At 74.7% G+C, this 25,282-nt stretch carries 29 protein-coding genes and 1 pseudogene; 14 read left to right on the forward strand and 16 right to left on the reverse strand.

Features of this window, described 5'->3' with window-relative positions:
• Positions 1–65: 65 nt before the first annotated feature.
• The 3 genes from FB558_RS03125 (at position 66) to FB558_RS03135 (ending at position 2,599) form a co-directional block, all read left to right on the forward strand.
• Positions 66–830, forward strand: a complete 765-nt coding sequence (locus tag FB558_RS03125; protein WP_142047903.1) for a sulfite exporter TauE/SafE family protein — start codon at positions 66–68, stop codon at positions 828–830.
• A 103-nt stretch (positions 831–933) separates the two neighbouring features.
• Positions 934–2,058: a tetratricopeptide repeat protein gene (locus FB558_RS03130; RefSeq protein WP_170231165.1), complete on the forward strand. Its 1,125-nt coding sequence runs from the start codon at positions 934–936 to the stop codon at positions 2,056–2,058.
• 52 nt (positions 2,059–2,110) lie between these two features.
• Positions 2,111–2,599 carry an SRPBCC family protein gene (locus tag FB558_RS03135; protein ID WP_142047907.1) on the forward strand — a complete coding sequence of 163 codons (489 nt, stop codon included), beginning with the start codon at positions 2,111–2,113 and terminating at the stop codon, positions 2,597–2,599.
• A gap of 7 nt (positions 2,600–2,606) precedes the next feature.
• Here the strand turns inward: FB558_RS03135 and FB558_RS03140 are convergent.
• The 5 genes and pseudogenes from FB558_RS03140 to FB558_RS03160 form a co-directional block, all read right to left on the reverse strand.
• Positions 2,607–3,670 (reverse strand): annotated as a pseudogene (locus FB558_RS03140) (histidine phosphatase family protein).
• Positions 3,667–4,404, reverse strand: a complete 738-nt coding sequence (locus FB558_RS03145) for a zinc ribbon domain-containing protein (protein ID WP_142047909.1) — start codon at positions 4,402–4,404, stop codon at positions 3,667–3,669. The pseudogene FB558_RS03140 and the gene FB558_RS03145 overlap by 4 nt, the downstream one beginning before the upstream one ends.
• Before the next feature lie 171 nt (positions 4,405–4,575).
• Positions 4,576–5,721: a Nif3-like dinuclear metal center hexameric protein gene (locus FB558_RS03150; protein ID WP_142047911.1), complete on the reverse strand. Its 1,146-nt coding sequence runs from the start codon at positions 5,719–5,721 to the stop codon at positions 4,576–4,578.
• 74 nt (positions 5,722–5,795) lie between these two features.
• Complete coding sequence (cobC, locus tag FB558_RS03155; protein ID WP_142047913.1) at positions 5,796–6,866, reverse strand: Rv2231c family histidinol phosphate aminotransferase CobC; 1,071 nt, start codon at positions 6,864–6,866, stop codon at positions 5,796–5,798.
• 9 nt (positions 6,867–6,875) lie between these two features.
• Positions 6,876–7,127: a hypothetical protein gene (locus FB558_RS03160; protein ID WP_142047915.1), complete on the reverse strand. Its 252-nt coding sequence runs from the start codon at positions 7,125–7,127 to the stop codon at positions 6,876–6,878.
• A 252-nt stretch (positions 7,128–7,379) separates the two neighbouring features.
• Between FB558_RS03160 and FB558_RS03165 the strand changes: the two genes are divergently transcribed.
• The 3 genes from FB558_RS03165 to FB558_RS03175 are packed head-to-tail and all read left to right on the forward strand — an operon-like array spanning position 7,380 to position 8,894.
• Positions 7,380–7,559, forward strand: a complete 180-nt coding sequence (locus tag FB558_RS03165; RefSeq protein WP_246106230.1) for a MerR family DNA-binding transcriptional regulator — start codon at positions 7,380–7,382, stop codon at positions 7,557–7,559.
• Positions 7,560–7,590: 31 nt separating this feature from the next.
• Complete coding sequence (locus FB558_RS03170; RefSeq protein WP_246106231.1) at positions 7,591–8,070, forward strand: low molecular weight protein-tyrosine-phosphatase; 480 nt, start codon at positions 7,591–7,593, stop codon at positions 8,068–8,070.
• Positions 8,067–8,894, forward strand: coding sequence for a fructosamine kinase family protein (locus tag FB558_RS03175; RefSeq protein WP_425467963.1), 828 nt, complete (start codon positions 8,067–8,069; stop codon positions 8,892–8,894). Before FB558_RS03170 ends, FB558_RS03175 begins: the two co-directional genes overlap by 4 nt.
• A gap of 7 nt (positions 8,895–8,901) precedes the next feature.
• Here FB558_RS03175 and FB558_RS03180 read toward each other — a convergent pair whose 3' ends face one another.
• From FB558_RS03180 to FB558_RS03200, 5 genes are read right to left on the reverse strand one after another with little or no spacing between them, the layout of a single operon-like run.
• Positions 8,902–9,828: a GNAT family N-acetyltransferase gene (locus FB558_RS03180; RefSeq protein WP_142047919.1), complete on the reverse strand. Its 927-nt coding sequence runs from the start codon at positions 9,826–9,828 to the stop codon at positions 8,902–8,904.
• Between the two features lie 42 nt (positions 9,829–9,870).
• Positions 9,871–10,530 carry a GNAT family N-acetyltransferase gene (locus tag FB558_RS03185; RefSeq protein WP_142047921.1) on the reverse strand — a complete coding sequence of 220 codons (660 nt, stop codon included), beginning with the start codon at positions 10,528–10,530 and terminating at the stop codon, positions 9,871–9,873.
• 39 nt (positions 10,531–10,569) lie between these two features.
• Complete coding sequence (locus FB558_RS03190; RefSeq protein ID WP_142047923.1) at positions 10,570–11,970, reverse strand: WS/DGAT/MGAT family O-acyltransferase; 1,401 nt, start codon at positions 11,968–11,970, stop codon at positions 10,570–10,572.
• A gap of 17 nt (positions 11,971–11,987) precedes the next feature.
• Positions 11,988–13,214 (reverse strand): SAM-dependent methyltransferase, encoded by a 1,227-nt coding sequence (locus FB558_RS03195; protein ID WP_142053639.1) that lies wholly within the window; start codon positions 13,212–13,214, stop codon positions 11,988–11,990.
• On the reverse strand, positions 13,214–14,575 hold the full coding sequence (locus tag FB558_RS03200) for an FAD-binding oxidoreductase (protein WP_142053642.1): 1,362 nt from the start codon (positions 14,573–14,575) through the stop codon (positions 13,214–13,216). The genes FB558_RS03195 and FB558_RS03200 overlap by 1 nt, the downstream gene beginning before the upstream one ends.
• A gap of 126 nt (positions 14,576–14,701) precedes the next feature.
• Between FB558_RS03200 and FB558_RS03205 the strand changes: the two genes are divergently transcribed.
• Positions 14,702–15,406 carry a dienelactone hydrolase family protein gene (locus FB558_RS03205; RefSeq protein WP_142047924.1) on the forward strand — a complete coding sequence of 235 codons (705 nt, stop codon included), beginning with the start codon at positions 14,702–14,704 and terminating at the stop codon, positions 15,404–15,406.
• A 12-nt stretch (positions 15,407–15,418) separates the two neighbouring features.
• Here FB558_RS03205 and FB558_RS03210 read toward each other — a convergent pair whose 3' ends face one another.
• The gene (locus FB558_RS03210; protein WP_142053644.1) at positions 15,419–16,432 is read right to left on the reverse strand and encodes an alpha/beta hydrolase; all 1,014 of its coding nucleotides are present in this window, start codon (positions 16,430–16,432) and stop codon (positions 15,419–15,421) included.
• A 90-nt stretch (positions 16,433–16,522) separates the two neighbouring features.
• On the opposite strand from FB558_RS03210, the gene FB558_RS03215 reads away from it, so the two are divergent.
• Complete coding sequence (locus FB558_RS03215; RefSeq protein WP_142047926.1) at positions 16,523–17,665, forward strand: acyl-CoA dehydrogenase family protein; 1,143 nt, start codon at positions 16,523–16,525, stop codon at positions 17,663–17,665.
• A 455-nt stretch (positions 17,666–18,120) separates the two neighbouring features.
• On the opposite strand, the gene FB558_RS03220 is transcribed toward FB558_RS03215, so the two are convergent.
• From FB558_RS03220 to FB558_RS03240, 5 genes are all read right to left on the reverse strand, one after another.
• Entirely contained in the window at positions 18,121–18,978 is an 858-nt protein-coding gene (locus FB558_RS03220; RefSeq protein WP_142047928.1) for a PPK2 family polyphosphate kinase, read from the reverse strand.
• A 174-nt stretch (positions 18,979–19,152) separates the two neighbouring features.
• Positions 19,153–19,770 (reverse strand): Uma2 family endonuclease, encoded by a 618-nt coding sequence (locus FB558_RS03225; RefSeq protein WP_170231166.1) that lies wholly within the window; start codon positions 19,768–19,770, stop codon positions 19,153–19,155.
• Positions 19,771–19,836: 66 nt separating this feature from the next.
• Positions 19,837–20,682 carry an ABC transporter ATP-binding protein gene (locus tag FB558_RS03230; protein ID WP_142047932.1) on the reverse strand — a complete coding sequence of 282 codons (846 nt, stop codon included), beginning with the start codon at positions 20,680–20,682 and terminating at the stop codon, positions 19,837–19,839.
• Complete coding sequence (locus tag FB558_RS03235; protein WP_142047934.1) at positions 20,679–21,767, reverse strand: FecCD family ABC transporter permease; 1,089 nt, start codon at positions 21,765–21,767, stop codon at positions 20,679–20,681. The genes FB558_RS03230 and FB558_RS03235 overlap by 4 nt, the downstream gene beginning before the upstream one ends.
• Complete coding sequence (locus FB558_RS03240) at positions 21,767–22,801, reverse strand: FecCD family ABC transporter permease (RefSeq protein WP_425468017.1); 1,035 nt, start codon at positions 22,799–22,801, stop codon at positions 21,767–21,769. Before FB558_RS03240 ends, FB558_RS03235 begins: the two co-directional genes overlap by 1 nt.
• Before the next feature lie 84 nt (positions 22,802–22,885).
• On the opposite strand from FB558_RS03240, the gene FB558_RS03245 reads away from it, so the two are divergent.
• The 6 genes from FB558_RS03245 to FB558_RS03270 all read left to right on the forward strand — a co-directional run bounded on the left by FB558_RS03245 (position 22,886) and on the right by FB558_RS03270 (position 25,279).
• Positions 22,886–23,611, forward strand: coding sequence for a pyrimidine reductase family protein (locus FB558_RS03245; protein ID WP_142047938.1), 726 nt, complete (start codon positions 22,886–22,888; stop codon positions 23,609–23,611).
• A gap of 77 nt (positions 23,612–23,688) precedes the next feature.
• On the forward strand, positions 23,689–24,180 hold the full coding sequence (locus tag FB558_RS03250; protein WP_142047940.1) for an Asp23/Gls24 family envelope stress response protein: 492 nt from the start codon (positions 23,689–23,691) through the stop codon (positions 24,178–24,180).
• Entirely contained in the window at positions 24,177–24,467 is a 291-nt protein-coding gene (locus FB558_RS03255; RefSeq protein ID WP_142047942.1) for a hypothetical protein, read from the forward strand. The genes FB558_RS03250 and FB558_RS03255 overlap by 4 nt, the downstream gene beginning before the upstream one ends.
• Positions 24,464–24,709, forward strand: coding sequence for a hypothetical protein (locus FB558_RS03260; protein ID WP_142047943.1), 246 nt, complete (start codon positions 24,464–24,466; stop codon positions 24,707–24,709). The genes FB558_RS03255 and FB558_RS03260 overlap by 4 nt, the downstream gene beginning before the upstream one ends.
• A 19-nt stretch (positions 24,710–24,728) precedes the next feature.
• The gene (locus tag FB558_RS03265; RefSeq protein WP_094926930.1) at positions 24,729–24,908 is read left to right on the forward strand and encodes a hypothetical protein; all 180 of its coding nucleotides are present in this window, start codon (positions 24,729–24,731) and stop codon (positions 24,906–24,908) included.
• Entirely contained in the window at positions 24,905–25,279 is a 375-nt protein-coding gene (locus FB558_RS03270) for an Asp23/Gls24 family envelope stress response protein (RefSeq protein WP_142047944.1), read from the forward strand. Before FB558_RS03265 ends, FB558_RS03270 begins: the two co-directional genes overlap by 4 nt.
• Positions 25,280–25,282: the final 3 nt, after the last annotated feature.

Genomic DNA, 25,282 nt, shown 5'->3' on the forward strand with positions numbered 1-25,282 from the left:
CCCCACGCGTGACGCGCGACGCGCGACGGCGGCTGCGGCGTTCGGCCCAACTAGCGTGGAACCCCGTGATCGATGCGTCGCCGGGCTCGCTGGCGTTCCTGCTCGTCGCGGGTCTGGTGGCCGGTGCGGTGAACGCGGCCGCGGGCGGTGGCTCGCTGCTGGTGTTCCCGTCCCTGCTCGCGGTCGGCCTGCCCCCGCTCGCCGCGAATGTCACGAACTCCATCGCCCAGTGGCCCGGCTACCTCGGCATCGTCGCCGGTGCGCGCCAGGACCTGAACGGCCAGCGGCGCCGGATCGTGCTCACCTCGGCCGTCGCGGCGGTCGGGTCGGCGATCGGCTGCACGCTCCTGCTCGTGCTGCCCACCTCCGTGTTCAACGCCGTCGTGCCGGTGCTGGTCCTGCTCGCGAGCGTGCTGTTCGCGCTGCAGCCCCTGATCCGCCGGTGGACGGCACCCACCGCGGGCGCCCCCGACCGGCTCGTCACGCTGCTGCCGTCCGTGTTCCTCGCCGCGGTGTACGGCGGGTACTTCGGAGGGGCTCTCGGCGTCATCCTGATCGCGACGCTGTCGCTGTTCGCGCACGACCGCCTCGTGCGCCTCAACGCGCTCAAGGGGCTGCTGTCGCTGGTGGTGGCCACGGTGACGGTGGTCTACTTCGCGATCGGTGCTCCCGTCGACTGGCTGGCGGTGGCGGTGCTGGCGCCCACCACCCTCGTCGGCGGGTACGTGGGGGCGAAGGTCGCCCGCCGCTCCCCCGAGTCCGTGCTGCGCTGGGCCGTGGTCCTGCTGGGTGTGGCCGTCGGCGTGTACCTGCTGCTCACCGGGTCCTGAGGGCACGGCGACGACCGTCGAGCGACGGTCGCGAGCAGGAACCGTCCGTTCACCGCTGGTCACCGGTCGTCCCCACCGATAGCGTGATCGCGGGGATCTGGACGTGACGCCGGGGGGCAGGTTGCCGAAGGAACGCTGGTGGAGACGGCGCGCGGGGCGCGCGCAGAGCGGTGGCCCCACGGAGGGCGGGGCCGTCCGGACGACGTTCACGATGACCCCGGACGCCGGCGAGGTCGACGGGATGGCCGCGCACTGGCGCGCCACCCTCGCCGAGCGCACCCGCCACCACGGGCACCGGCACCCGGACACGCTCCGCGCCGGGTACACCCTCGGGGTGCTCGAGCTGGCGGCCGGTCGACCGGCCGAGGCCGAGGCGGTGCTCCGGCCGCTGCTCGGCCCGTGCGCGGACGTCCTCGGCCCTGAGCACCCGACCACGCTCGATGTGCAGGGCCACCTCGCCCGCGCCCTCACCCACCTGGGCCGCGACGCCGAGGCGGAGGAGCTCTTCCGCGCCGCGCTCGACGGCTACGCGCGTGCCGCCGACCCGCCCGCGGACCACGTCGTCGCGCTCCGCCGAGCCCTCGTCCGGTTCCTCGACGAGCGGAACCGGCACCGGGAGGCGGCCCGGCACCAGCAGGGCGTGCTCACCCACGTCGAGCAGGAGCTCGGCCGCGACTCCGCCGAGGTCCTCGACGAACGCGGCATGCTCGCCGACCTGTGGCGCCTGGCGGGCCACCCGGACGAGGCGCTCCCCGTCTACAAGGCGACCCTCGCCGACGCGGAGCGCCTCCTCGGCCCCGATCACCTGCACACGACGAACGTCCGCACCCTGCTCGCCCAGGTCGCGATGGACGTCGACGATCCTGACGCCGAGCGGTTCCAGCGGGGCGTCGTCGCCGACCAGGAGCGGCTGTCGGGGCCGGGGAGCCCCGGCGTGCTGGTGGCCCGCAGCAACCTCGCGGAGCTGGTGCGGCACCGCGGCCGCCAGGACGAGGCCGAGGTCCTCTACCGGGAGGTGCTGGCCGAGCACCGCAACCTCCTCGGGCCGGAGCACGAGGGCACGCTGTTCACCGCGGCGAACCTCGGGCAGCTGCTGCTCGAGATGGGTCGGTCCGACGAGGCCGCGGCCCTGTTCCGGGAGCTGCTGCCCGCCGCGGAGCGGGTCTTCGGCCCCGATCACCCGGTCACCCGCGACGCCCGGCGGCACGGGGGTGACCCGAGGGGTTGACGCGGGCGCCGCTCGGCGCCACGCTCCGGTCTCCCGCGGAAGGGAGCCGACGATGCAGACCCTCGATCGCGACGAGCTGAGCGTGCACGTCCCGGCCCCGCCCGACGTCGTCTACCGGCTGGTCTCCGACGTCACGCGGATGCCGGAGTTCAGTCCCGAGATCCTGCGCTGCGTCTGGCTCGACGGCGCGGACGGGCCCGCGGTCGGCGCGCGGTTCCGGGCCACCAACAAGCTGCCGCGGCGACCGCCCTGGCGGAACACGCCGGTCGTCCTGGTCGCCGACCCCGGCCGCGAGTTCACGATCAGCCGCACCGAGCCGTTCGCGGGCACGCTCGTGTGGCGCTACCGGCTGGAACCCGAGGGCGACGGCACGCGGGTGACCGAGAGCTACGAGGTCACCCGGCCGATCACGCGGCTCGGCTGGTTCATCATCGGCACGTTGTTCGGCGGCCGGGACCGGCGCACGGACCTGCGCCACGGCATGCACCAGACCCTGCAGCGGGTCGCGGCCGCGGCCGAGCGGGAGACCGCCGCCGGATGATCGGGCCTCAGGTGGGGTGGTGGCTCGTGTCGTTGACGAGCCGGACGCTCGCGCCGCCGTCGGGGTAGAAGTCGACGATCGACAGCGCCGCCAGGTCCAGGTGCAGCCGGTAGAGCACCCCGGGCCCGCCCTGCAGGGCGTCGCGGAGCAGCATCTTGATCGGGGTGACGTGGCTGACCAGCACCAGGGTGGCGCCCGGGTGCTCCTGCACGAGCTCGGCGCGCTCGGCCTCCACGCGCCTGCCGACGGCAGCGAAGCTCTCGCCGTCGGGCGGGGCGACCTCCTCCGAGCCCAGCCACTCCCCGTGCAGCCGCGGGTCGCGGGCCCGGGCCTCGGCGAAGGTCAGCCCCTCCCAGGCGCCGAAGTCGGTCTCGACCAGCCGCTCCCGGACGACCAGCGGCGCGCCCGTCGCCTCTGCGACCGCGGCCGCCGTCTGCCGCGCCCGCAGCAGGGGCGAGGTGAGCACGGCGGCGACGTCCGGAACGCCCGCGAGCCGGGCGGCCGCACCCGCGGCCTGCGCGTGGCCGAGCGGTGTCAGCTCGGGGTCGCCGCGCCCGGAGTAGCGGCGCTGCACCGAGAACTCGGTCTGCCCGTGGCGCAGCAGCAGGAGCCGGGTGGGGGTGCCGACCTGCCCCGTCCAGGACGCCGATGCCGGCGCGCTCACAGCGCTGCTTGCGCGTCCATCGCCTGGTTGGCGAGGGCGTCGGCGCGGGAGTTGCGGAGGCGGGGGATCCACTCGAAGCGCACGGCGCCGATCTGGCCGACCAGTCCGCGCGCCTCGAGCGCGAGCGGCTGCATGGCCGGGTGCTTGACCTTCCAGCGCCCGCACATCTGCTCGACGACCAGCTTCGAGTCCATCCGCACGTCCACCTCGGTGGCGCCCAGCTCGATGGCGGCCCGCAGCCCTGCGATCAGGCCCTGGTACTCGGCGACGTTGTTGGTGGCGACGCCCAGCCCCTCGGCCCGCTCGACGAGCACCTCGTCGGTGTCCGGGTCGAGCACGACCGCGCCGTAGCCGGCCGGACCGGGGTTGCCGCGCGAGCCGCCGTCGGCCTCGACGACGACCTTCACAGGCCCGACCCCTCCGTGCGCACGAGGATGACGCCGCACTCCTCGCAGTGCACCAGCTCGTCGGCCGGCGCGGCCTTCAGCTCGGCGATCGCGGTGCGGTCCAGCTCCAGCCGGCACGCCTGGCAGCGCCGCGCCACCAGCAGGGCCGCACCGGTGCCGCGCTGCTCGCGGCGCCGCTCGTACACGGCGAGGACGTCGGCGGGGATGGTGGCCACGACCTCCTCCCGCGCGCGGCGGCGCCCGGCCTCGGACGCGTCGATGTCGGCGAGGGCGTTGTCGCGCCGCTCGGTGATCGCGCTGAGCTCCTGCTCGGCCGCGGCGAGCACGCCGCGGGAGTGCTCGACGTCGACGCCGACGGCCTCGCGCTGCTCCATGACCTCGAGCTGCTCGTCCTCCAGCACGCCCTGCCGGCGCGCCAGGGTCTCCAGCTCGTGCTGCAGGTCGGTGGCCTGCTTGGCGCCGATCCCGGAGCTCGCGAGCATCTGGTTGTCCCGCTCGGTGCGGGCGCGGACGCCCTCGACGTCGCGCTCGATGCGGCGGATGTCGCGGTCGAGGTCACCCGCGGCCGTCTCGACCTCCACGAGCTTGTCCTTGCCCGCCCGCACGGCCTCCTCGGCGGCGGTGAGCTCGGCGTGCTCGGGCAGGGTGCGGCGGCGGTGCGCGAGCCGCGCCAGCTCACCGTCGACCTCGGCCAGGTCGAGCAGCCGGCGCTGGACGGCGGGGTCGGCTTTCACGAGAGAGGTCCTTCCGGCGGGATGCGGGCCCCGACGCTACCGCCTCGAGCCGGGCCGCCTTCGGCAGGCGTCACGCGGGCGCCCGGCGCGGCCGCCGGCCGAACGAACGGCACCTTCGTACGATAGGGCGCAACGAAGGTGCCGTTCGTTCGCCGGCGGGCCGCGACCCGGTCAGCCCGCGGCGACGCCGACGGTCCAGGGATCCGTGCGTCGCACCGACACCGCCACCTCGACGCCGTCGCCCAGTGCGGCGCGCACGACGCCGGCCGCCTGCGCGCACCACGGCCACTCCGACGCCCAGTGCGCCACGTCGACGAGCGCGGGCGTCGGCTCGCCGACCGTGCCGGCGAGCAGGTGCTCCGAGGCGGGGTGGTGGCGCAGGTCCGCGGTGACGTAGGCGTCGACGCCCGCGGCGGTCGCGGCGCCGAGCGCGGAGTCGCCCGCCCCGCCGCAGACGGCGACGGTGCGGACCGGCCGGTCCGGATCACCCGCAGCCCGGACCCCCCATGCCGTCGCGGGCAGCGCCGCCCGCACCCGCGCGGCGAACGCCGAGAGCGGCTCGGGCGCGGGGAGCGCGCCGATCCGGCCGAGCCCGCGCGCCGAGGGCAGCTCGGCCAGCTCGAGCACGTCGAACGCCGGCTCCTCGTAGGGGTGCGACGCCCGCAGCGCGGCGACGACCGCGGCCCGCCGCGGTCGCGGCAGCACCATCTCCAGCCGCGTCTCGGCCACGCGCTCGAGCCTGCCGACCGCGCCGATCACCGGGTGCGCGCCTTCGAGCGGCTTGAACTGGCCGGTGCCCGCCGTGGCGAACGAGCAGTGGCTGTAGTCGCCGAGGCGGCCCGCGCCCGCCGCGGAGAGCGCGTCGTGCACCGCGGTGAGTGCCGGCCCGGTCGGGACGAAGGTGACGATCTTGTCCAGCGGGTCGGCCGCCGCGGTGACCAGCGGGCCGGACACGTCCAGGCCCAGCGCCGCGGCCAGCGCGTCGGAGACGCCCGGGTCGGCGGAGTCGGCGTTCGTGTGCGCGGTGAACAGGGCCGTGCCGCCGCGGATGAGCCGGTGCAGCAGCGCACCCTTCGGCGTGTCCGCGCCGACCCCGTGCACGCCACGCAGCAGCAGCGGGTGGTGGGTGATGAGCAACTGGTGGCCGTCGAGCGCCTCGTCGACCGTCTCCGGGACCGGGTCCACCGCCACCAGCACCGACGACACGGGCTCGCCGGGGTCACCGCAGACGAGCCCCACGGCGTCCCAGTCGGCGGCCAGTGCCGGCGGGTAGGCGGCTTCCAGGGCGGCGATGACGTCGCCCACGGTCGCGGTCATGGTTCCTCCTCGGGGAACGATCCGGTGATCGGTGGGGCAGCTTCCCAGCCGACGAACGGCACTCTCGTCGCTACCTAGCCGACGACCGTGCCGTTCGTCATGCGGATCGCGTCGGCCAGCGCCGCGGCCAGCCGGGTGACCTGGTCCGCGGGGCGCACCGCTACCCGGATGTGGTCGGGACTCAGGCCGGGGAAGGTGTCGCCGCGGCGCACCGCGATCTTCGCGTCGCGCAGGGCGCCCCTGACCCGCTCGCCGCACCCGTCCGGCAGCCGGAGCAGCAGGTAGGGAGCCTGTCCCGGCAGCACGGTGACCCCCGGGAGGGCGCCCAGCCGCTCCGCCTGCGCCGCCCTGGCCACCGCGAGCCGATCCGCGGCGTCCTGCGCCTGCGCCACCGCCGACGGCGCGGAGCACGCGATCACCGCCTCCAGCGCGGGCGTCGACACCGGCCAGGGCGGGCGCGGCGCGGCGAGCCGGGCCAGCAGGGCGGGGTCGCCGAGCGCGTAGCCCGCGCGCAGCCCGGCCAGCGCCCAGGTCTTGGTGAGGCTGCGGAACACCAGCAGCCCCGGCACGTCCGCCGCCCCGGCGAGGGTCTCCGGCTCGCCCGGCACCGCGTCGGCGAACGCCTCGTCGACGAGCAGCACGCGGCCCGGGGCGGCCAGCGCCCGCACGTCCGCGGCCGGGTGCAGCACGCCGGTCGGGTTGGTCGGGTTGCCGACGACGACGAGGTCCGCCTCCGCGGGCACCTCCGCCGGCACCAGCCGGTGCCCGTCGGCCTCCCGGGTCTGGACGCGCACGACCGGCACCCCGGCCGAGCGCAGCGCGGCCTCCGGCTCGGTGAACCCCGGGTGCACGACCGCGGCCAGCCGCGGGCGCAGCGCCGGGAGCAGGGCGAACCCCTCGGCGCTCCCGGCCAGCACGAGCACCTCGTCGGCGCGCCGGCCGTGCCGCGCGGCCACCGCCTCCCGCGCCTGCGCGTCGTGCGCGGCGGCCGGGTAGCGGGCGATCCCGTCGAGGGCGGCGACCAGCCGGTCGCGCAGCCACGGCGGCGGGCCGCTGCCCTGCACGTTCACGGCGAAGTCGAGCAGCCCCGGGCGTGCGTCGACGTCGCCGTGGTGGCGCAGCGGGTCGGAGGACGCATGATCCATGCAGGGAGCCTACGGCGGCGGTGCCTCCCCGACCGCCGGCAACATCGCTTCCCGCCACCGCACGCGCTCCAGTCGCGTCTGCGCGAGGAGGGCGAGGTACCGGACCGGACACGGCGCCGTGATCGTGTTCCGGCCGCCCGGCATCGTGCAGCCCGAGCAGACCCCGACCTCGCCGTGACCACGCAGCAACCGCGCGACCAGGGTCGGCCACTCGCCGAGCGCGTCGGCGAGTCGGATGAACTCGCGTTCGTTGCGGGTCACGGGGACACGGGTCCCGGCCCGCGGGTCGTCGCGCGTGTCCGATGAGAAGGTGTTCACGGGTTCGCAGGGCCTCTCTGCGGATCAAGGGCCGTCGGCGGTGTTCGCGCACCCCGGCGGCCCGACTCATGTGTGACGTACAGCGCTCATCATTGCGCCAAACTCGCACAACTAGCAGCTCACGCACATCTGGGAGATCAACCACACCTGACACAGCCATCGGCAACTCGCACAACTCGCAACTACCGTCGGCTCGTGTCGTTGACCTCCGGCGAGCTGGCCCGTCAGCTGGGCGTCTCTCACTCCGCGATCTTGAAGTGGGCGCGCGAGGGCTTGATCACCCCGGAGTGGACGACCCCTGGTGGTCATCACCGCTGGGACGCCGACAAGGTCCGTCGGGAGCTGCGGGACCAGCGGCAACGTGACCCCGAGTGATCCACCCCTGACGCGGGCGGAGACTGACGAGGTGCACCCCGAGTCAAAGAGCCTGTCCGTGGTCTTCGTCTGCACCGGCAACATCTGCCGCTCGCCGATCGCCGAGAAGGTGTTCGTGCACGAGCTGGAGCAGGCGGGCCTCGCCGACGACGTGCAGGTGTCGAGCGCGGGCACCGGCGGCTGGCACATCGGGTCGCCTGCCGACGAGCGCGCGACGGCCGTGCTGCGGACCGGCGGGTACGGCGTGGACCACGTCGCCCGCCAGGTGGACGCGGAGCAGCTCGGCGCCGACCTGATCGTCGCGCTCGACCGGTCGCACCAGCGCGCGCTGCGCGCGATGGTGCCCGAGCCGGACCGGGTGCGGCTGCTGCGCTCGTTCGACCCGGACTCCCCGCCCGGCGCGGAGGTGCCCGACCCCTACTACGGCGACGACGACGGCTTCACCGCCGTGCTGGAGATGATCCGGGCGGCGATGCCGGGGATGCTCGAGTGGGTCCGCGAGAACAGGTGACGGTCCTCGGGACGGCCGTGCACGAGCGCGTCCCGCTCGGCGGTGGCGCGGCCCGCGTCACGCTCGCCGACGGGCGAACCGTGCTCGTCAAGGACGGGGAGCAGGCGGCCGTCGACGCCGAGGCGGCCGGGCTGCGTTGGCTCGCCGCCGCGGACGGACCGCCCGTGCCCGCGGTGCTCGAGGCGGGCGGCGGGCGGCTGGTCACCGAGTTCGTGGCGGCCGCGGCGCCGGACACCGCCGCGGCCGCGGAGCTGGGCAGGGCGCTCGCCGGGATGCACGCCGCGGGCGCCCCCGCGTTCGGCGCCCCGCCGCCCGGTGGCCCGGTCGACGCCCGCATCGGCGGCGCCCCGATGCGCAACGCGCCGGCCCCGAGCTGGCCCGAGTGGTACGCCGCCGACCGGCTGCTGCCCTACCTGCGCCGCGCCCGCGACGCCGGGGGCCTCGGCCCCGACGCGGCGCGCGAGGTCGAGGCCGTGGCCGACCGGCTGCCCGCGCTCGCCGGCCCCGCGGAGCCGCCGGCGCGCCTGCACGGCGACCTGTGGTCGGGCAACGTCCTGTGGTCGCCGGCCGGGGCCGTGCTCATCGACCCGGCCGCCCACGGCGGGCACCGCGAGACCGACCTCGCGATGCTCGCCCTGTTCGGCTGCCCGCACCTGGACGCCGTGCTCGCCGCGTACGACGAGGCGGCGCCCCTGGCCGCGGGGTGGCGCGACCGCATGCCGCTGCACCAGCTGTTCCCGCTGCTCGTGCACGTGGTGCTGTTCGGCGGCGGCTACGCGGCGCAGGCGCTCGCCGCGGCCCGGGCGGCCCTGCGGGCCGGGTAGGCGGCGTTCAGCGCCAGTCGTCCACCAGGCGGACGTCCTCGCGGTCGTAGCCGGGCTCGTTGGGGCGGTGCATGGTGACGCCGGGGATGTCGGTGCGGAAGCCCTCGGCGAGCAGTTGGCGGTAGGCGTCGTGGCGGGCGGTGTTGACGCCGAGCGTGAGCCGGGCGGCACCGGCCTCGGCGGCGAGGCCCTGGCAGGAGGCCAGCAGGGCGGCGAAGGCGGGCCCCGCGCCCGGGCCGGGGCGCACCGCGGCGAACTTGACGTAGGCGATGCCGCTGCCCGCCTCGGTGCCCGCGCCGGTGTGGCACACCGCGAACCCGCGCGGCGTCTCCGGCTCGCCGATCAGCACGACGTCGCCGAGGCCCTGGTCGAGGACGGCGTCGATCTCGCCGCGGACGTCCAGCCCGGGGTGGATCGCGTCGGTGACCGCCGCGCACCCGTCCACCAGCGCGGCGCGGGCAGGCGGCGCGGCCGCCGAGAGCCGCCAGCCCAGCACGGGCTCACCGCCCGTCACCGGGCGGGACATGATCGCGGTCAGGAACCGCGGCCAGAAGCCGAACCGTTCGTAGAAGCGGTGGTGGCGTGGGCTCTGCGCGAACGTGAACAGTCCCTGGTGCCCCGCCCCCCACCCGTCGAGGACGTCGACGGCCGCCGCCACGAGCCGCGCGCCGATGCCGTGGCCCCACAGCTTCGGCGTCACCGACAGCGGCCCGAGGTAGGCGACGCTGCCCCAGCGGGCGAGCAGGGCGGAGCCGGCCAGCTCGCCGTCGACGAACGCGGCGAGCGCGGCCGTGTGCGGCGCCCGGAACCGGGTGCGGACGAGCGCGGTGTCGCGGTGCACGTCGCCGCCGAGGACGGTGGCGAACGCGTCGCGGAAGACCTCGTCCGCCGCCGCGACGCCGGGCGCCTCGAGCGGCCGCACCTCGATGTCCATCCCGGCAGGATGCACTGCTCCTACCCTGAACGGACGCCCGGGCTACTCCGGTTCGACACCAAGGAGTGACCACCCCACGTCCGGGAAGCCGGCTGCCGTCGCGACCGCCGCCGAGGCCGTGTTGCGGCGCGCGTGGACGTAGGTGGGCACCGCGCCCTCGTCGAGGACGCGCCGGGCTGCCTGCGCCACGAGTCGCCGGGCGAGGCCGCGCCCGCGCGCCGCGGGGGCCGTCACGACGGCCAGCTCGCGGCCGTGCGCGTCGTGCCGCTTCACGCCGACGCCCGCGAGGTGCTCCCCGCTCGCCGGGTCGACGGCCACCAGGACCTCACCGCCGAAGGGGCGCAACCACTCCGGCACCGACGGTTCGCCCGCCGGCCGCCACTCCCCCGCGTCGGGCAGCGGGGCGGGCGCGGTGCACCAGCGGAAGACGCCGTCGAACCAGCGTCCGGCGATGCCCGTGGCCGCGGGGATGCCGGCCGGGTCCCGCCCGGCCGCCAGCCACGCCCTGACGACGTCCGCGACCGGCGGTGGCACCGACAGGACCCCGTGCTCCGGCGTGGTGACGCCGAGGACGCGGTGCAGGCCGCCGTCCCACCCGGGCTCGTCGCGCGCGGGCCAGCCGACCACCGTGGGCCCGGGTCCGTCGCCCGGCCAGCGGCCGAGCCAGGTGCGCAGGTGGGCGGCGAGCCGCTCGTCGATCACGCCCGCGAGTAGACCACGCGGGTCTCAGCGTCCGGAACGTCAGGAGAGCTCCACCAGCTCGGCCAGGGAGTCGACGAGCGCCTCGGCGAGGACGTCGACGTCGGGGAGGGCGTCGCGGTCGGCGGTGAGCCCGTAGTGCACACCGCCGTCGTAGGAGGTGATCCCGATGGCGACGGCCTGGCCGCCGGCCAGCGGGACCACCGGGAACATGTCGAGCATCCGCGCGCCCATCGCGTACAGCGGCCGCGGCGGCCCGGGCACGTTGGTGACCAGCACGTTGTAGAAGTTGCTGGAGTACTGGCTGGCCAGCCGCGCCCCGAGGCTGTGCACGATGGGCGGGGCGAGCCCGACCAGGCGCATGAGGGTGGAGGCGGCGACGGCCTGTCCGCTGCGCTTGTGCACCTCCATCGCGTCCCGCAGGACCGCCAGCCGGGCCAGCGGGTCGTCCTCGGTGACGGGCAGGTCCACCAGGTAGGCCGAGATGCGGTTGCCGGCCGGGACGTCGGCCCCGCGGCGGGCCCGGGCCCGGACGCTGACCGGCACCATCGCGCGGACGGCGGTGTCGGCGGTGAGCGGCTCACCCCGGCTGATCAGCCAGCGGCGCAGCGCGCCCGCGACCACGGCGAGGATCACGTCGTTGACGGTGCCGCCGTGCGCCTTGCGGACCGCGCGGTGGTCGGCGAGCGCCGTGCGCCGCATCCCGTACCGGCGCGCCTCGCCAGTGGCGGCGTTGAGCGGCTGGACCGGCCGGGTGGCCGCAGCGCTGCGGCCCGCCGCGAGCACGCCCTCGACGGTCTTCCCGACCACCGCGGCGGCCTCCCGTACGTCGGTGAGCGCGCGTCCGGCCACGTCCAGCACGTCACGGGGGCGCCGCAGCGCGTGGGCCGCCGCGGACGCCGCGAGCTCCACGGCCGACGGCTCCGGGGCGGGCTGCCACTCGTCGGCGGGCGTCTCGCGGGGCTCCGGGGTGCGGTCGAGCAGCACCGCGCCGATGTCCATCGACGCGAGGCCGTCGACCATCGCGTGGTGGCTCTTGGTGACCACGGCGAACCGGCCGTCGGTGAGGCCCTCGACCAGGTAGACCTCCCACAGCGGCCGGGACCGGTCGAGCTGGCGGGCCAGCAGCCGCCCGACGAGGTCGAGCAGCACCTCCTCGGTGCCCGGCGCGGGCAGCGCCGAGCGGCGCACGTGGAAGGCCAGGTCGAACTCCGGGTCGTCCACCCACACCGGCAGCCCGAGCCCGCCGGGCACCTCCCGCACCTTCTGCCGGTAGCGCGGCACGAGCGCGAGCCGGCGTCCGATGAGGGCGGTGAACGCGTCCGGGTCGAACGGGCCGCCCGCCGGTGGGGCGAACGTCATCACCGCGCCGACGTGCATGGCCGCCGTGCGGTGCTCGGCGAACAGGAAGGACGCGTCGAGCGGCGAGAGTCGGTCGACCACGCTCCTATTCTGGACCGTTACCAGCCGCGCAAGGGGAATCCGGCACGCCCACGATCGTCGAGCCGCACGCCGAGCACCTGGTGGAGCTGGATGTTGTCGCGCTCGAAGCCGAGCCGGCTGGCCGCCATGTACAGCCGCCACACGCGCGCCCGCCCGATGCCGACCTCGGCGACGGCCTCCTCCCAGTGCTCCTCGAGGTTGCGGCACCACCCCGCGAGGGTCAGCGCGTAGTGCTCGCGCAGGTTCTCCTCGTGGCGGATCTCGAAGCCCGCGTCGTTCATGACCGACACCAGGTGCCCCACCGGCTCGAGCTGCCCGTCGGGGAAGACGTAGCGCGCGATGAACGCGTCGAGCTTGCGCGTGGGCGTGCGCGGCTGCGTGATGCAGTGGTTGAGCAGCCGGCCACCGGGGCGCAGCCGCTCGTACAGGGACGCGAAGTAGCTGGGCAGGTTGTCCTTGCCGATGTGCTCGGTGAGCCCGATGGAGCTGATCGCGTCGAACTCCGACTCGGGGGCGTCGCGGTAGTCGAGGTGGCGCACCTCGGCGAGGCCGGCCAGCCCCCGGCGCTCGATCTCGGCCTGCGCCCAGTCGGCCTGGTTGCGCGACAGCGTCACGCCCAGCGCCTTGACGCCGTGCTCGGCGGCGGCGTGCATGACCATCCCGCCCCAGCCGCAGCCGACGTCGAGCAGGCGCATCCCCGGCTCGAGCGCGAGCTTCTGCGCCACCAGCTCGTGTTTCGCGGCCTGCGCCTCCTCGAGCGTGGCGTCCGCGGTCGGGAACACCGCGCAGGTGTAGGCCATCGACGGGCCCAGCACCCACTCGTAGAAGCGGTTGGAGACGTCGTAGTGGTGCGCGATCGCCTTGCTGTCGCGGAACTTCGAGTGCAGCCGGCCCGGCGGGCGGTACTCGAGGTCGGGCGGCGGCTGGCGGTGCCGCAGCCACACCGGCAGCAGCGTGCGGGCCAGCCGCAGCCGCTCGGAGCCGCTCAGGTCGTGCAACGCGACGTCGGCCATCGCGTCGAGGACCTCGTACACGTCCCCGTCGACCTCGATCTCGCCCGAGACGTACGCCCGCGCCAGCCCCAGCGTGCCGGGTGCGGTGACGAGCCGCGCCATCGCCCGCGGGGTGAGGATCCGCAGCGCGACGTCCGAGCGGTCCGGCCCCGCCTTGCTGCCGTCGTACGCCACCACCCGTACCGGCACGTCCTCGCCGAGAACGTCGGAGATGATCTCTGCGACCTGCATCATGCCCCTCCTGATCCGGTGACCTTCGTAAAGAGGTCGGGTTGCCTGCCGTGCGGGTCGTAGCGCTCCTTGAGCGCCCGGTAGGCGGGCCCGTTGTAGTGCTTCCAGAACTGAGCCTCGTCGTAGTGGACCGTCGAGTACAGCGACTTGTGACCGCCGAGGTCGGCCACCAGGTCCTCGATCCGCCGGTTGTGCGCGTCGGGCTGCCCGGGCTCCTCCGGCACCGAGGACCAGAAACCGACGTTGACGTACAGCTCGCCCGGTTGCATCGGGTAGAGCGGCCAGCTGCGCTTCCCGCGCAGCCGCAGCGGGCACAGCCAGACGGGCGTGATGCCGATGTCGCGGTGGAACGCGTCGAGGAACTCCCCGAGGCGCTCCACCGGGATCTCCACGTCCTGGATCACCATCTCCTCCTGCGGAGTGCGGGTGACCCGGTGGGCGAGCCGGGAGAAGCCGTACCGGCGGTCGAGGGCGACGATGCGGCGGTAGACGTCCGAGCGGCGGTAGCGGCGCGGCCAGAAGCGGCGCACCACCGGGTGCTGCGCACCCAGTGCCCGCGAGCACCAGAACCAGTCGGTGTCCCAGCGCCAGATGTAGTCGTGCACGGTGAGCACGTCGGTCCTCCGCTCGCGGATCGAGCGGTAGAAGACCTGCTGACCGGTGTAGTCGCTCACCCCGGGCCCCGGGTCCTCGCTGAACCTCCCCAGCGTCAGGTACTGCTCCCCCGGCGCGAACACGGTGCCGTCCACGAAGTCCGGCGCGTCCGGCCCGCAGACCCCGCTGATGACGCTCGCCAGGTCCGCCGTGTCCACCCGCCGGTGCTCGAGGTGGACGTAGGGCGCCACCGGCATCAGCTCGATCTTGAGCCGCAGGGCGTAGCCGAGGGTGCCGTAGGAGTTGGGGAATCCGGCGAACAGGTCGGCGTGCTCGCCGCCCGGGGTGGCCGTGACGAGCTCGCCCTCCGGCGTCAGGATGTCCATCTCGAGCACCGACTCGTGCGGCAGCCCGTGCCGGAACGACGTGGACTCGATGCCCAGCCCGGTGACCGCGCCGCCGAGGGTGATCGTCTTCAGCTGCGGCACCACCAGCGGCATCAGCCGGTGCGGCAGCGTGGCCTCGACGAGGTCCTCGTAGGTCGTCATGCCCTGCACCTCGGCGGTGCGGGCCGGGCCGTTCACGGAGATCACGCCGGAGAGCGCCGACGCGTCCAGCCGCCCGGTGGGCTCGGCCCCGCCGAAGCGGAACAGGTTCGAGGTCTTCTTGGCCAGCCGCACCCGCGTGCCCGGCGGCAGCGCCCGGTACCGGCTGACGAGGTCCGCGACCGCCGCGTCGTGCCGGGCCGCCCCGTCCCGCCCCGTCATGGTCATGACCGCGACGCTAGTCCCGCTCCGTCGGCGACGCACACGATCCCACCAGCCCTGTTCGTCACACCGTCCGGATCATCCCGGTGTGGGGGATCCCTGCGGGGCTCCCGTGCTCGTGGTGTGATGACGGCCGTGACCGAGAACCCGCTCCAGAACGTCACGTTCCCCTCCGGCGGTCGCACCGCCCACGGCTACCTCGCCGTCCCCGCCTCCGGCAGCGGGCCCGGCGTCGTCGTGATCCAGGAGTGGTGGGGGCTGACGAGCCACATCGCCGACGTGACCAACCGGCTCGCCGCCGAGGGCTTCGTGGCCCTCGCGCCCGACCTCTACGGCGGCAGCACCACCCACGACTCCGACGAGGCGGGCAAGCTCATGCAGGAGCTGCCGGTCGAGGACGCCGCGCGCGACCTCGGCGGCGCGGTCGACTACCTGCTCGGCCACGAGGCCGTCACCTCGTCGCGGGTCGGCGCGGTCGGCTTCTGCATGGGCGGCGGCTTCGTGCTGGTGCTCGCCGCGCAGCAGGGCGACAAGATCGGCGCCGCCGTACCCTTCTACGGCGTGCTCAAGGAGGAGTTCCCGAGCTTCGCAGGACTCACCGCGCCGCTGCTCGGCCACTTCGGCGAGCAGGACCAGATGGCCGACCCCGACGCGGTCCGCGCCCTCGCCCAGCGCATCGAGTCCGAGTCGGGCGTCACGCCGCAGTTCCACATCTACCCGGCCGGCCACGCGTTCTTCAACGACGAGAACCTGCTCGGCACCTACGACCCCGAGCAGGCGCAGCTGGCCTGGAACCGCACGCTGGAGTTCCTCCGCGGCCACCTGCGCTGACGCGCTCGGACCTCAGCCGTGGTCGGCGACGAACGCGTCCAGCGCCGACCACGTCGTCGTCCGCGCATCGCGCCCGGTGAGCACCCCCAGGTGCCCGCCGGGCGCGGTGCTGAACCGCACCTCCGGTGCCCCGGTGAGCAGCCCCACCACCTTCTGGACGGCGGGCAGCGGCGCGATGACGTCGCTGCGCCCGGCCACGACGAGCACCGGGACGTCCACGGCCGCCAGCCGGATCGCGCGCCCGGACAGCGACAGCTCGCCGTCGGCGAGGTCGTTGCGGCGCAGCATGAGGTGGTAGATCTGCCCGAACAGCCGCCCCGGGTAGCCGTGCATGTTGCTCATGAGGTGGTCCACGGCCTCGATCTGCGCGAGCACGTCGCGGTCGTCGAGCCGGGACAGCAGCGTGAGCGGCTTGGTGACCAGCTTGTCGACGGCGGTGAGGTGGAACGCGGCGCTCACCAGCGGCGCCGGGAAGCTGCCGATGGCGCGGTAGACCGCGGAGAGCCCACGCCCTCCGGCCACCATCGCCAGCGGCCGCAGCGGCGCCACGAACGGCACCGCGGAGACGTCGACGGGGCTGCCGATCATCGTGAGGGTGCGCACCGGCAGCGGGTGCCCCGCCTGCACCCCGGCCGCGACGGCCAGCGCCGTGAAGATCCCGGCGATCGACCAGCCGACGAGGTGGACGTCCGGGCCCGCGTCCTCGGCGGTGACCCGCGCGGCCCACGGCACGACGTCGTCCACCCAGTGCTCCATGCCCAGCCCGCGGTCGGCGAAGGACTTCGGCCCGTGGTCCACGAGGTAGACCAGCCGGCCCTCGGCCAGCAGGTGCTCGACGAGCGAGCAGCCGCGGCGCAGGTCGTAGGCGAAGTCGGGCGCCCCCAGCGGCGGCACGAGCAGCACCGGCTCGCCGCCGGCGGGCGCGACGCCGGGCACCGGCAGGTACCGGTACAGGGCGCCGCGCGGCCCCTCGTCGACCAGCTCCCGGGGCATCCGGCGCAGGTCGGCGACGCCGCCGCACGCCATGCCGACGAGGTTCGCCGCGGCCGCGGGCAGGTCCACGTGACGAGAGCCTAACGCTAGGGAAGTTACCGACGGGTATGCCAGGATCCCGGCATGCAGCGCGACATCTTCGACGCCGAGCACGACGCGTTCCGCGACCTGGCCCGCACGTTCGTCGCCAAGGAGGTCACGCCCTTCCACGACCAGTGGGAGCGCGACGGCCAGGTCAGCCGCGACGTCTGGCTCGCCGCGGGCAAGGCCGGGCTGCTGGGCACCGACGTGCCCGAGGAGCTCGGCGGCGGCGGGGTCGCCGACTTCCGCTACAACGCCGTGCTCACCGAGGAGCTGACGCGGGCCGGGGCGAGCGGCGTCGGCTTCCCCCTGCAGAACGACGTGGTGGCGCCCTACCTGCTGCGGCTGGGCACCGACGAGCAGAAGCGGCGCTGGCTGCCCGGCTTCTGCTCCGGCGAGATCATCACCGCGATCGCGATGACCGAACCCGGCACCGGCTCGGACCTGCAGGGCATCGCCACCTCCGCGCGCCGCGACGGCGACGACTGGATCCTCGACGGGTCGAAGACCTTCATCACCAACGGCATCATGGCCGACCTCGTGATCGTCGTGGCCCGCACCGACCCCGACGCCGGCAGCCGCGGGTTCACCCTGCTCGTCGTCGAGCGCGGCATGCCCGGCTTCGAGCGCGGCCGGCGCCTGGAGAAGGTCGGGCTCAAGGCGCAGGACACGGCGGAGCTGTCGTTCAGCGGCGTCCGCGTGCCGGCCGCGAACGTGCTCGGCGAGGTCGGCGGCGGCCTGATCGCGCTCATGCAGAACCTCGCGCAGGAACGGCTCTCCATCGCCGTCGGCAGCGCGGCAGGCGCCGCGCGGGCCCTCGCGCTGACCGTGGACTACACCAAGGAGCGCACCGCCTTCGGCCGGCCGGTGGCGGGCTTCCAGAACAGCCGCTTCGAGCTCGCGGAGATGGACACCGAGGTCAGCGTCACGCAGGCGTTCGTGGACCGGTGCATCGCCGAGCACGTCGCGGGCCGGCTCTCCCCCGCCGACGCGGCCAAGGCCAAGTGGTGGGCCAGCGACGTGCTCAAGCGCGTGGTGGACCGCTGCGTGCAACTGCACGGCGGCTACGGGTACATGCTCGAGTACCCCATCGCGAAGGCCTTCGTCGACGCGCGGGTGCAGTCGATCTTCGGCGGCACCAACGAGATCATGAAGGAGATCATCGGCCGGGAGCTGCTGAAGTGACGCCGAGGTGGCATTCAGCGCTGTTCGACCTCGCCCGGGCAACGCTCAGTGCCATCTCGACCATCAGGTGAGCGCGCGGTCGATCGTCGCGGCGATCCCGACCAGCGCGCGGCCAGGTCGACCACGCGCGGCAGCTGCCCCAGCCCCCGAGCCCCCGGGTAGCGCTCGGCGAGCCACAGCACCTCCTCGGGGTCGAATAGGTGTCGGGGAAGAGACGCAGATAGCGCGGGCCGCGCAGTTCACCCGGTGTGACGAGCCCGTCCCGCACCGCCTCGGACCCGCGGAAGAACCCGGGCCAGCCGGGGACCGGCATGCGCTGTGGGGAGCTGGACACGCCCCGAGCGTCGCGCGCGAGCCGCCTCGGCGAGGCCGGATCATGATTTCGGGCCCCGAGATGGCAGTGAGCGCGGTTCGCGGGTGATCGAACTGCTGAGTGCCATCTCGGCACCCAGCGGTCAACCCACGACGCTCGCGGCCAGCCGGGCGCGCTCGGCGTCGACGTCGATGCCCGGCTCCGGGAACCGCGGGTCGAGGTCGGCGAGGGTCTCGGCGAGCAGCGCCGCGATGGCCCAGTTGCGGTACCACTTGCGGTCGGACGGGATGACGTACCACGGGGCGGCGTCGGCGTCGGTGCGGTGCAGCGCCTCGGCGTAGGCGTCCTGGTAGGCGGGCCACTTCGCGCGGGCGTCCAGGTCGCCGGTGTTGTACTTCCAGCGCTTCGCGGGGTCGTCGAGGCGGGCCAGCAGGCGCTCGGCCTGCTCCTTCGGCGAGATGTGCAGCATGCACTTCACGAGGGTGACGCCCTGGCCGGCGAGCTCGGCCTCGAAGTCGGTGATCTCGGTGTAGCGGTGGCGCCACACGTCCTCGGGCACCAGCTCGTCGACGCGGCCGATGAGGACGTCCTCGTAGTGCGAGCGGTCGAAGATGCCGATCCGGCCGGGCTCGGGCACCTGGCTGCGCACCCGCCACAGGAAGTGATGGGCGAGCTCCTCCTCGGTGGGCTTCTTGAACGTGGCGATCTGCAACCCCTGCGGGTTGACCAGCCCGCCGACGTGGCGGATCACGCCGCCCTTGCCTGAGGTGTCCATGCCCTGCAGGACGAGCAGCACCGCGCGCGTGCCCCCGCCGATGGCCTCGGCGTACAGGGCCTCCTGCAGGTGGTCCAGGCGGTCGGCGAGGTCGTTCATCTCCTCGGCCGCCGCGGTCTTGTCCCGCGGCCCGATCGGACGCGCGCGCGGGTCGAGGGTGGCGAGGTCGGCACCGGTCCGCAGGTCGGCAGGTATCCGGAACGTCTCGCGCACGGTCTTCCCCATGCGGCGAGCCTACTGGCCGACGGGCCCGTCGAACCGCTCCCGGATCGGGTCGGCGCGCCAGGCTCCCCACCCGACTAACGGCACTTTCGTCGGAACCCAGCCGACGAAAGTGCCGTTCGTCATGTGAATCCCGCTTCCCCGGGGCACGAACCGTGAACGCCCGTGGCCGGTGCGCTAGGCCCCCGCTTCGGCCGGCGTCTCGACGGGCGCCTCGGCCGGGGGCTCCTCGTCCGCGGTGACCGCGGTGAGGTCGAGGTCGAGCGCGAAGGGCTCCTCGATCTGCAGCCGCTCGCCGCCGTGGGCGTACTCGTGGTACCGGCCGCCGATGATCATCTCAGCCACCGCGAACGGGCCGTCGTGGTCGATGAGCAGCGAGTACGGGATGCGGCTGCGGGCGTAGAGCTGCGGCTTGAACGTCCGGTCGGTGGCGCCGTGGTCGCAGCCGACCACCTCGATCACCATGAGCGCGGCGGCCGCGTCGAGGACCGCGGGGGCGTCCTCCTCCTCGGCGGGCGGTTCCTCGCCCTCAGCGCCGGGAGCCGCCGTGATCACCAGGTCCGGCACCAGCACGCAGTCGGTGCCCAGCCGCAGCGGCTGCGGACCGCGCACCCGCAGCCCCGCGGGCAGGGCGGCCGCGACCGCCGCGCGCACGCGCTCGATCACCCGCACCCGCTGCGGGCCCGCCGCGGGTCCGACGAGCAGCGTGCCGTCGACGACCTCGACGCGCCCGTCGTGCGTCAGCGTGAGGTAGGCGTCCTCGGTCCAGGGGCCCTCGTGGTCGAACAGGTCCACCACGGCCTCCTCTCGCTCGTTCCCGGTCGTCGCAGGCCACATCGTGGCACGTGACAGCAGGGGAGCTCAGGACGACGGAGCGTGACCGCCCATCGGCACGACGAGCGGGGTGCCCGCCACCGGGTCGGGGATCACCCGCGCGGCGAGCCCGAACACCTCGGCGAGCAAGGACTCGGTGATGACCTCGGCCGGCTTCCCCGCCGCGACGATCCGCCCGTCGCGCATCGCGACGAGCCGGTCGGCGTAGCGGGCGGCGAGGTTGAGGTCGTGCAGGACCATCACGACCGTGCGGCCCGCCTCCTGGTGCAGCCGCCGCACGAGCTCGAGCACGTCGACCTGGTGGGCGAGGTCGAGGAACGTGGTGGGCTCGTCGAGCAGCAGCAGGTCGGTGCCCTGGGCGAGTGCCATCGAGATCCACGCGCGCTGGCGCTGCCCGCCGGACAGCTCGTCGACCGGCCGCTCGGCGAGGTCGGCGATCCCGGTCCACTCCAGGGCCAGTGCGACGGCCTCCTCGTCGTCGGCCGACCACTGCCGGTACCAGGCCTGGTGCGGGTGCCTGCCGCGGGCGACGAGGTCGGCCACCGTGAGCCCCTCGGGCGCGGTGGGCGCCTGCGGCAGCAGGCCGAGCACCTTGGCCACCTCGCGCGTGGCCATGCGGTCGATCCGCGCCCCGTCGAGCAGCACGTGCCCGTTCTTGGGCTTCAGCAGCCTGCCCAGGGCCCGCAGCAGCGTGGACTTGCCGCACCCGTTGGGGCCGATCACAGCCGTGATCGTGCCGGCGACCACGTCGAGGTCCAGCCCGTCGACGACGGTGCACTCGCCGTACGCCAGCCGGACGTCCTCGGCGCGCAGGCGCACGGTGGGGGCGGCCGGCTCGGCGTCGCGGACGTCTGCCTTCGTGAGGGGGGTCATGCGCGGGCCTCCCGGCCGTATCGGGCGAGCAGGTAGAGCAGGTAGGGCGCGCCGAGCACCGCGGTGACGATGCCGACCGGCAGCTCGGTGCCGCCGAACGCGGTGCGCGCGACGACGTCGGCGATCACGGTGAGGGCCGCACCGACGACGAGGGACATCGCGATCGGCGGGCGCGCTCCCCCGACGAGGCGCTGCGCGATCTGGGGTGACACCAGCGCGACGAACGCGATGGGCCCCGCCGACGCGGTGGCCACCGAGGCCAGGCCGACGGCGACGATCAGCAGCAGGCTGCGCGCGCGGTCGACGGGGACGCCGAGCCCGCGCGCGGTGTCGTCGCCGTACTGCAGCGCGCCCAGCACGTGCGCGAGCAGGAAGGCGGCGGGCAGCAGCACGGCCAGCGCGATCGCGACGGGGACGACGTGCTCCCAGCCGCGGGCGTTGAGGCTGCCGTTGAGCCAGACGTACGCGCGCGCCGCCTCGAACACCTCGGCCACGACGAGCAGCCAGTGCACGATGGCCAGCAGCATCGCCTGCAGCCCGATCCCGACCAGCACCAGGCGGAAACCGTGCACGCCCTTGCGCCACGCCAGGCCGTAGATGATCGACGCCGTGATCAGGCCACCGATCAGGGCGGCCACCGGGAGCCCCGCCGCGGCGAGGAACCCGCCGAGCACGCCGAACCCGCCGCCGATCACGATGACGAACACCGCCGCGGCGCTGGCACCGGCCGTGAGGCCGATCATGTCGGGGCTGGCCAGCGGGTTGCGCGCGATCGACTGGGTGATCGCGCCCGCCACGGCGAGCGCGCCACCGACCAGCGCGCCGGTGAGCGACCGCGGCAGCCGCAGCTCGAGGATGATGAACTGCTGGCCCGAGTCGCCGCCGCCGAACAGCACGGCGAGCACCTCGGGGATGCTGATCGGGTACTCGCCACGGCCGATGTTCACGGCCATCCCGAGCACGAGCGCGGCGAGGCCGAGCGAGAGCACGAGCACGTAGCGCGGTCGCCACACCACCGACGCGCGCCGCATCCGCAGTGCGGGCCGCCCCGCCACCCGGGCCGGGGCGCGGTCGAGGACCGCCATCAGATCGCCACCATCTTCCGGCGCCGGACCAACCAGATGAAGAACGGCCCGCCGATCAGCGCGAGCACGATGCCGACCTGCAGCTCACCCGGTCGCACGACCACGCGGCCGATCACGTCGGCCAGCAGCAGCAGTGCGCCGCCCGCCAGCGCGGACGCGGGCAGCAGCCACCGGTAGTCCGGGCCGGTGAACGACCGCACGATGTGCGGCACGACGAGGCCGACGAACGCGATCGGCCCGCACGCGGCCGTGGCGGACCCGGCCAGCAACGTGATCGCGACGATCCCCAGGACCCGCGTGCGGCGCACCGAGTGCCCGAGCGAGCGCGCGACGTCGTCACCGAGCGAGAGCGCGTTGAGGGCCGGGGCGCTCGCCAGCCCGATGAGGGCGCCGACGAGCAGGAACCACTGCACCTGCCCGGCGATCTCCGGCTCGCGCCCGGCGAGGGAGCCGACGGCCCAGAAGCGGTAGGCGTCGAGGGTCTGGACGTCGATGAGGACGACCGCCGAGGTGAGCGCGGCGAGCAGCGCCGACACCGCGGCGCCGGCCAGCGCCAGCGTCACCGGCGTGGGCCCGCCGCGCCCGACGGAGCCGAGCACGAACACCACGACGCTCGCGACCAGCGCACCCGCGAAGGCGAACCAGACGTAGCCGTACAGGCTGGTGACGCCGAACGCGTAGATCCCGATGACGACGAAGAACGCCGCCCCGTTGTTCACCCCGAGCAGCCCGGGGTCGGCGAGCGGGTTGCGGGTGTGGCCCTGGATCAGTGCACCGGCCAGGCCCAGCGCACCACCGGCGAGGATCCCGAGCAGGGTGCGGGGCATGCGCAGCGAGCGCACGACGATGTCGTCCTCGGTGCCGGTCGGCGCGAACAGCGCGTGCCACACGGCGTCGAGCGGGATCGCCTTCGCCCCGACCGCGATGCTCGCGAGCGCGCAGGCCACCAGGAACACGGTCAGGAGCGCGAGCCCGGCGAGCCGCCGGCGACGCAACCCACCGACCGAGGGCGCGGAGGCGGCCACCGTTGTCAGCACGCCCACACCATAAGTGAGGCTGCCCTTCACTCGATAGCGCAGTCCTCAGTGGGGCAGGACTCACTGTGTTGGGATGGGTCCGTGCGACCCCTGCTCCCCGCTTCGGGTGACGATCTCGACGACGCGCGGCTCGCGGCCCGCTACGCCTACCCCGACGACCTCGCCGCCCCGTTCGTGCGCGTCGACGTCGTGGCGAGCGCCGACGGCGCCGTGTCGGTGGAGGGCCGCTCTGCGGGCCTGGGCTCACCGGCCGACCGGCGCGTGTTCCTGCTGCTGCGCGAGCTCGCCGATGTGCTGCTCGTCGGCGCGGGGACGGTGCGGGCGGAGGACTACGGGGGCGCGCGCCGGCCCGTCCGCGGTACCGAACGGCCGCCGCCGGTGGCCGTCGTGACCGGCTCGGCGGACCTCGACCCCGCCGGCAAGCTGTTCACCGACACGCGCGTTCCCCCGATCGTCCTCTCCCTCACCTCGGCGTCGCCGCGGCGGCGGGAGCGGCTCACGGCCGCCGGCGGTGACGTCGTCGCGCTCGAACGGCTCACCCCGGACCTGGTGCTCGCCGAGCTGGCGCGCCGCGGATTGCACCGGGTGCTCTGCGAAGGCGGCCCGACCCTGCTCGGCGAGCTCGTGGCCGCCGACGCCGTCGACGAGCTCTGCCTCACCGTCGCCCCCCTGCTCGCGGGCGGCCCGGCCGGCCGGATCGCGGTGGGCCCGCAGGGCGCTCACCCGCGCCCGCTCGAGCTCGCCGACGCGCTGCACGAGGACGGGGTCCTCCTGCTCCGGTACCGCCGAGCTAATCCGATCGGGTGACTTGCCGGGAGGGCACCCCGGGTATCCGCGTCCCACTGGCGAACACTCCCGACAACCGACCGACAAGGATCAGCTGCATGAGCGAGAGCACCGCGACCACCACGACGAAGACGCCCACCACCACGGTGTCGTCGCCGGCCCGCCTCGCCGACGACACCTCCCAGGGCAAGACCACGATCGCCGCCTCGGTGGTCCAGAAGATCGCCGGCATCGCCGCACGCGAGATCTCGGGCGTGCACTCGATGGGCGGCGGCGTGTCCCGCGCCTTCGGCGCCATCCGCGAGCGCATCCCGGGAGGAGCCAGCACCGGGGCCGCCAACGTCGCCGGCGTTCAGGTCGAGGTCGGCGAGAAGCAGGCCGCGGTCGACCTCGACATCGTCGTGGAGTACGGCGCGTCGATCGTCGAGCTGGCCCGCGCCGTGCGCCGCAACGTCATCACGGCTGTGGAGCGGATGACCGGCCTCGAGGTCATCGAGGTCAACATCGCGGTCAACGACATCCACCTGCCCGAGGCGCTGGGCGGCGACGAGGAGGCGCTGCCCACCGTGCAGCAGGCCCGCGTCGAGTGACCCAGGAGCTGGCCGAGCAGGTCGCCGCCGCCGTCCGCGCGCACCCCGCCGTCGCCCGCCTCGACGGCGGGGTGTTCGGTGCGGTGGCGACGTACCTGCCGGGGCGCAGGCTGGTCGGTGTCCGGATCGGCGAGGGGGACGAGCCCGTGGAGGTCGCGGTCGTGCTGCACCCGGACCGCCCCATCCCGGGCGTCGTGCGCGCGCTGCGCCGCGACGTCTCCCGGATGTGCGGCGGCGCGGCCGTCGACATCACGGTCTCCGACCTGGCGCTCCCGGAAGACGCGTGAACGAGCAGGAGCGGGCCGCCTTCCGCGCGTTCGTCCGCGAGCACCACCCGGACCGGGGCGGCGATCCCGAGGTCTTCGTCGCGGGTCTGGCGCGGTTCGGGCAGGCTCCCCCGGAGCCGCCGCCCGACGACCCGCGCTTCGACGCCCCCATCGAGGTGGTGACGCCGCTACCGTTCCCGGTGCGGGTCGGCGTCGCCCTGATCCGCACCTGGCACCGCAGGCGGAACACGCGAGTCGAGTGAGTGACATGAGGAGAAGCAGATGAACGCCACCCAGACCGGCCTGCTGGCGGGTCTCGCCCTCGGGCTCGCCGGCGCGTTCGGCGGCCTCGGCGCCTTCCTGATCGTGCTGGTCCTCGGGGCGATCGGCCTCATCGTCGGCCGGGTGCTCGACGGGCAGCTCGACCTGAACGCGGTGCTCGGCCGGGGCCGGGACCGGTGATCCGCGAGCTCGCGCCGCCCGCCGAGCGCGGCCGGCTGGAGATCCACCCCGCGGTGCTGCGCAAGGTCGTCGAGCACGCCGCCGACCAGGTGCCGGGCACGCTGCGCCACGAGCGCAGGCTCGCCGGCATCGACATCGGGGAGGCCGGGGCGAGCGCGCGGATCAGCACCGGCTCCGGCGACCCGGCCGCCGTCGACGTCCGGCTCGAGATCACCCTGCAGTACCCCGCCTCGGTGCGCACCGTCGTCGACGCCGTGCGCGCGAAGGTGGGCGAGGAGCTCGCCCGCGTCGCCGGGCGCCGCGTCCGGGCAATGACCGTCACGGTCGCCGGGCTGCGCCCGGCCCGGCCCACCGCAGCCCGGCTGCAGTAGAGG

The organism is Pseudonocardia kunmingensis (assembly GCF_006716445.1).
Taxonomy (GTDB): Bacteria; Actinomycetota; Actinomycetes; order Mycobacteriales; family Pseudonocardiaceae; genus Pseudonocardia; species Pseudonocardia kunmingensis.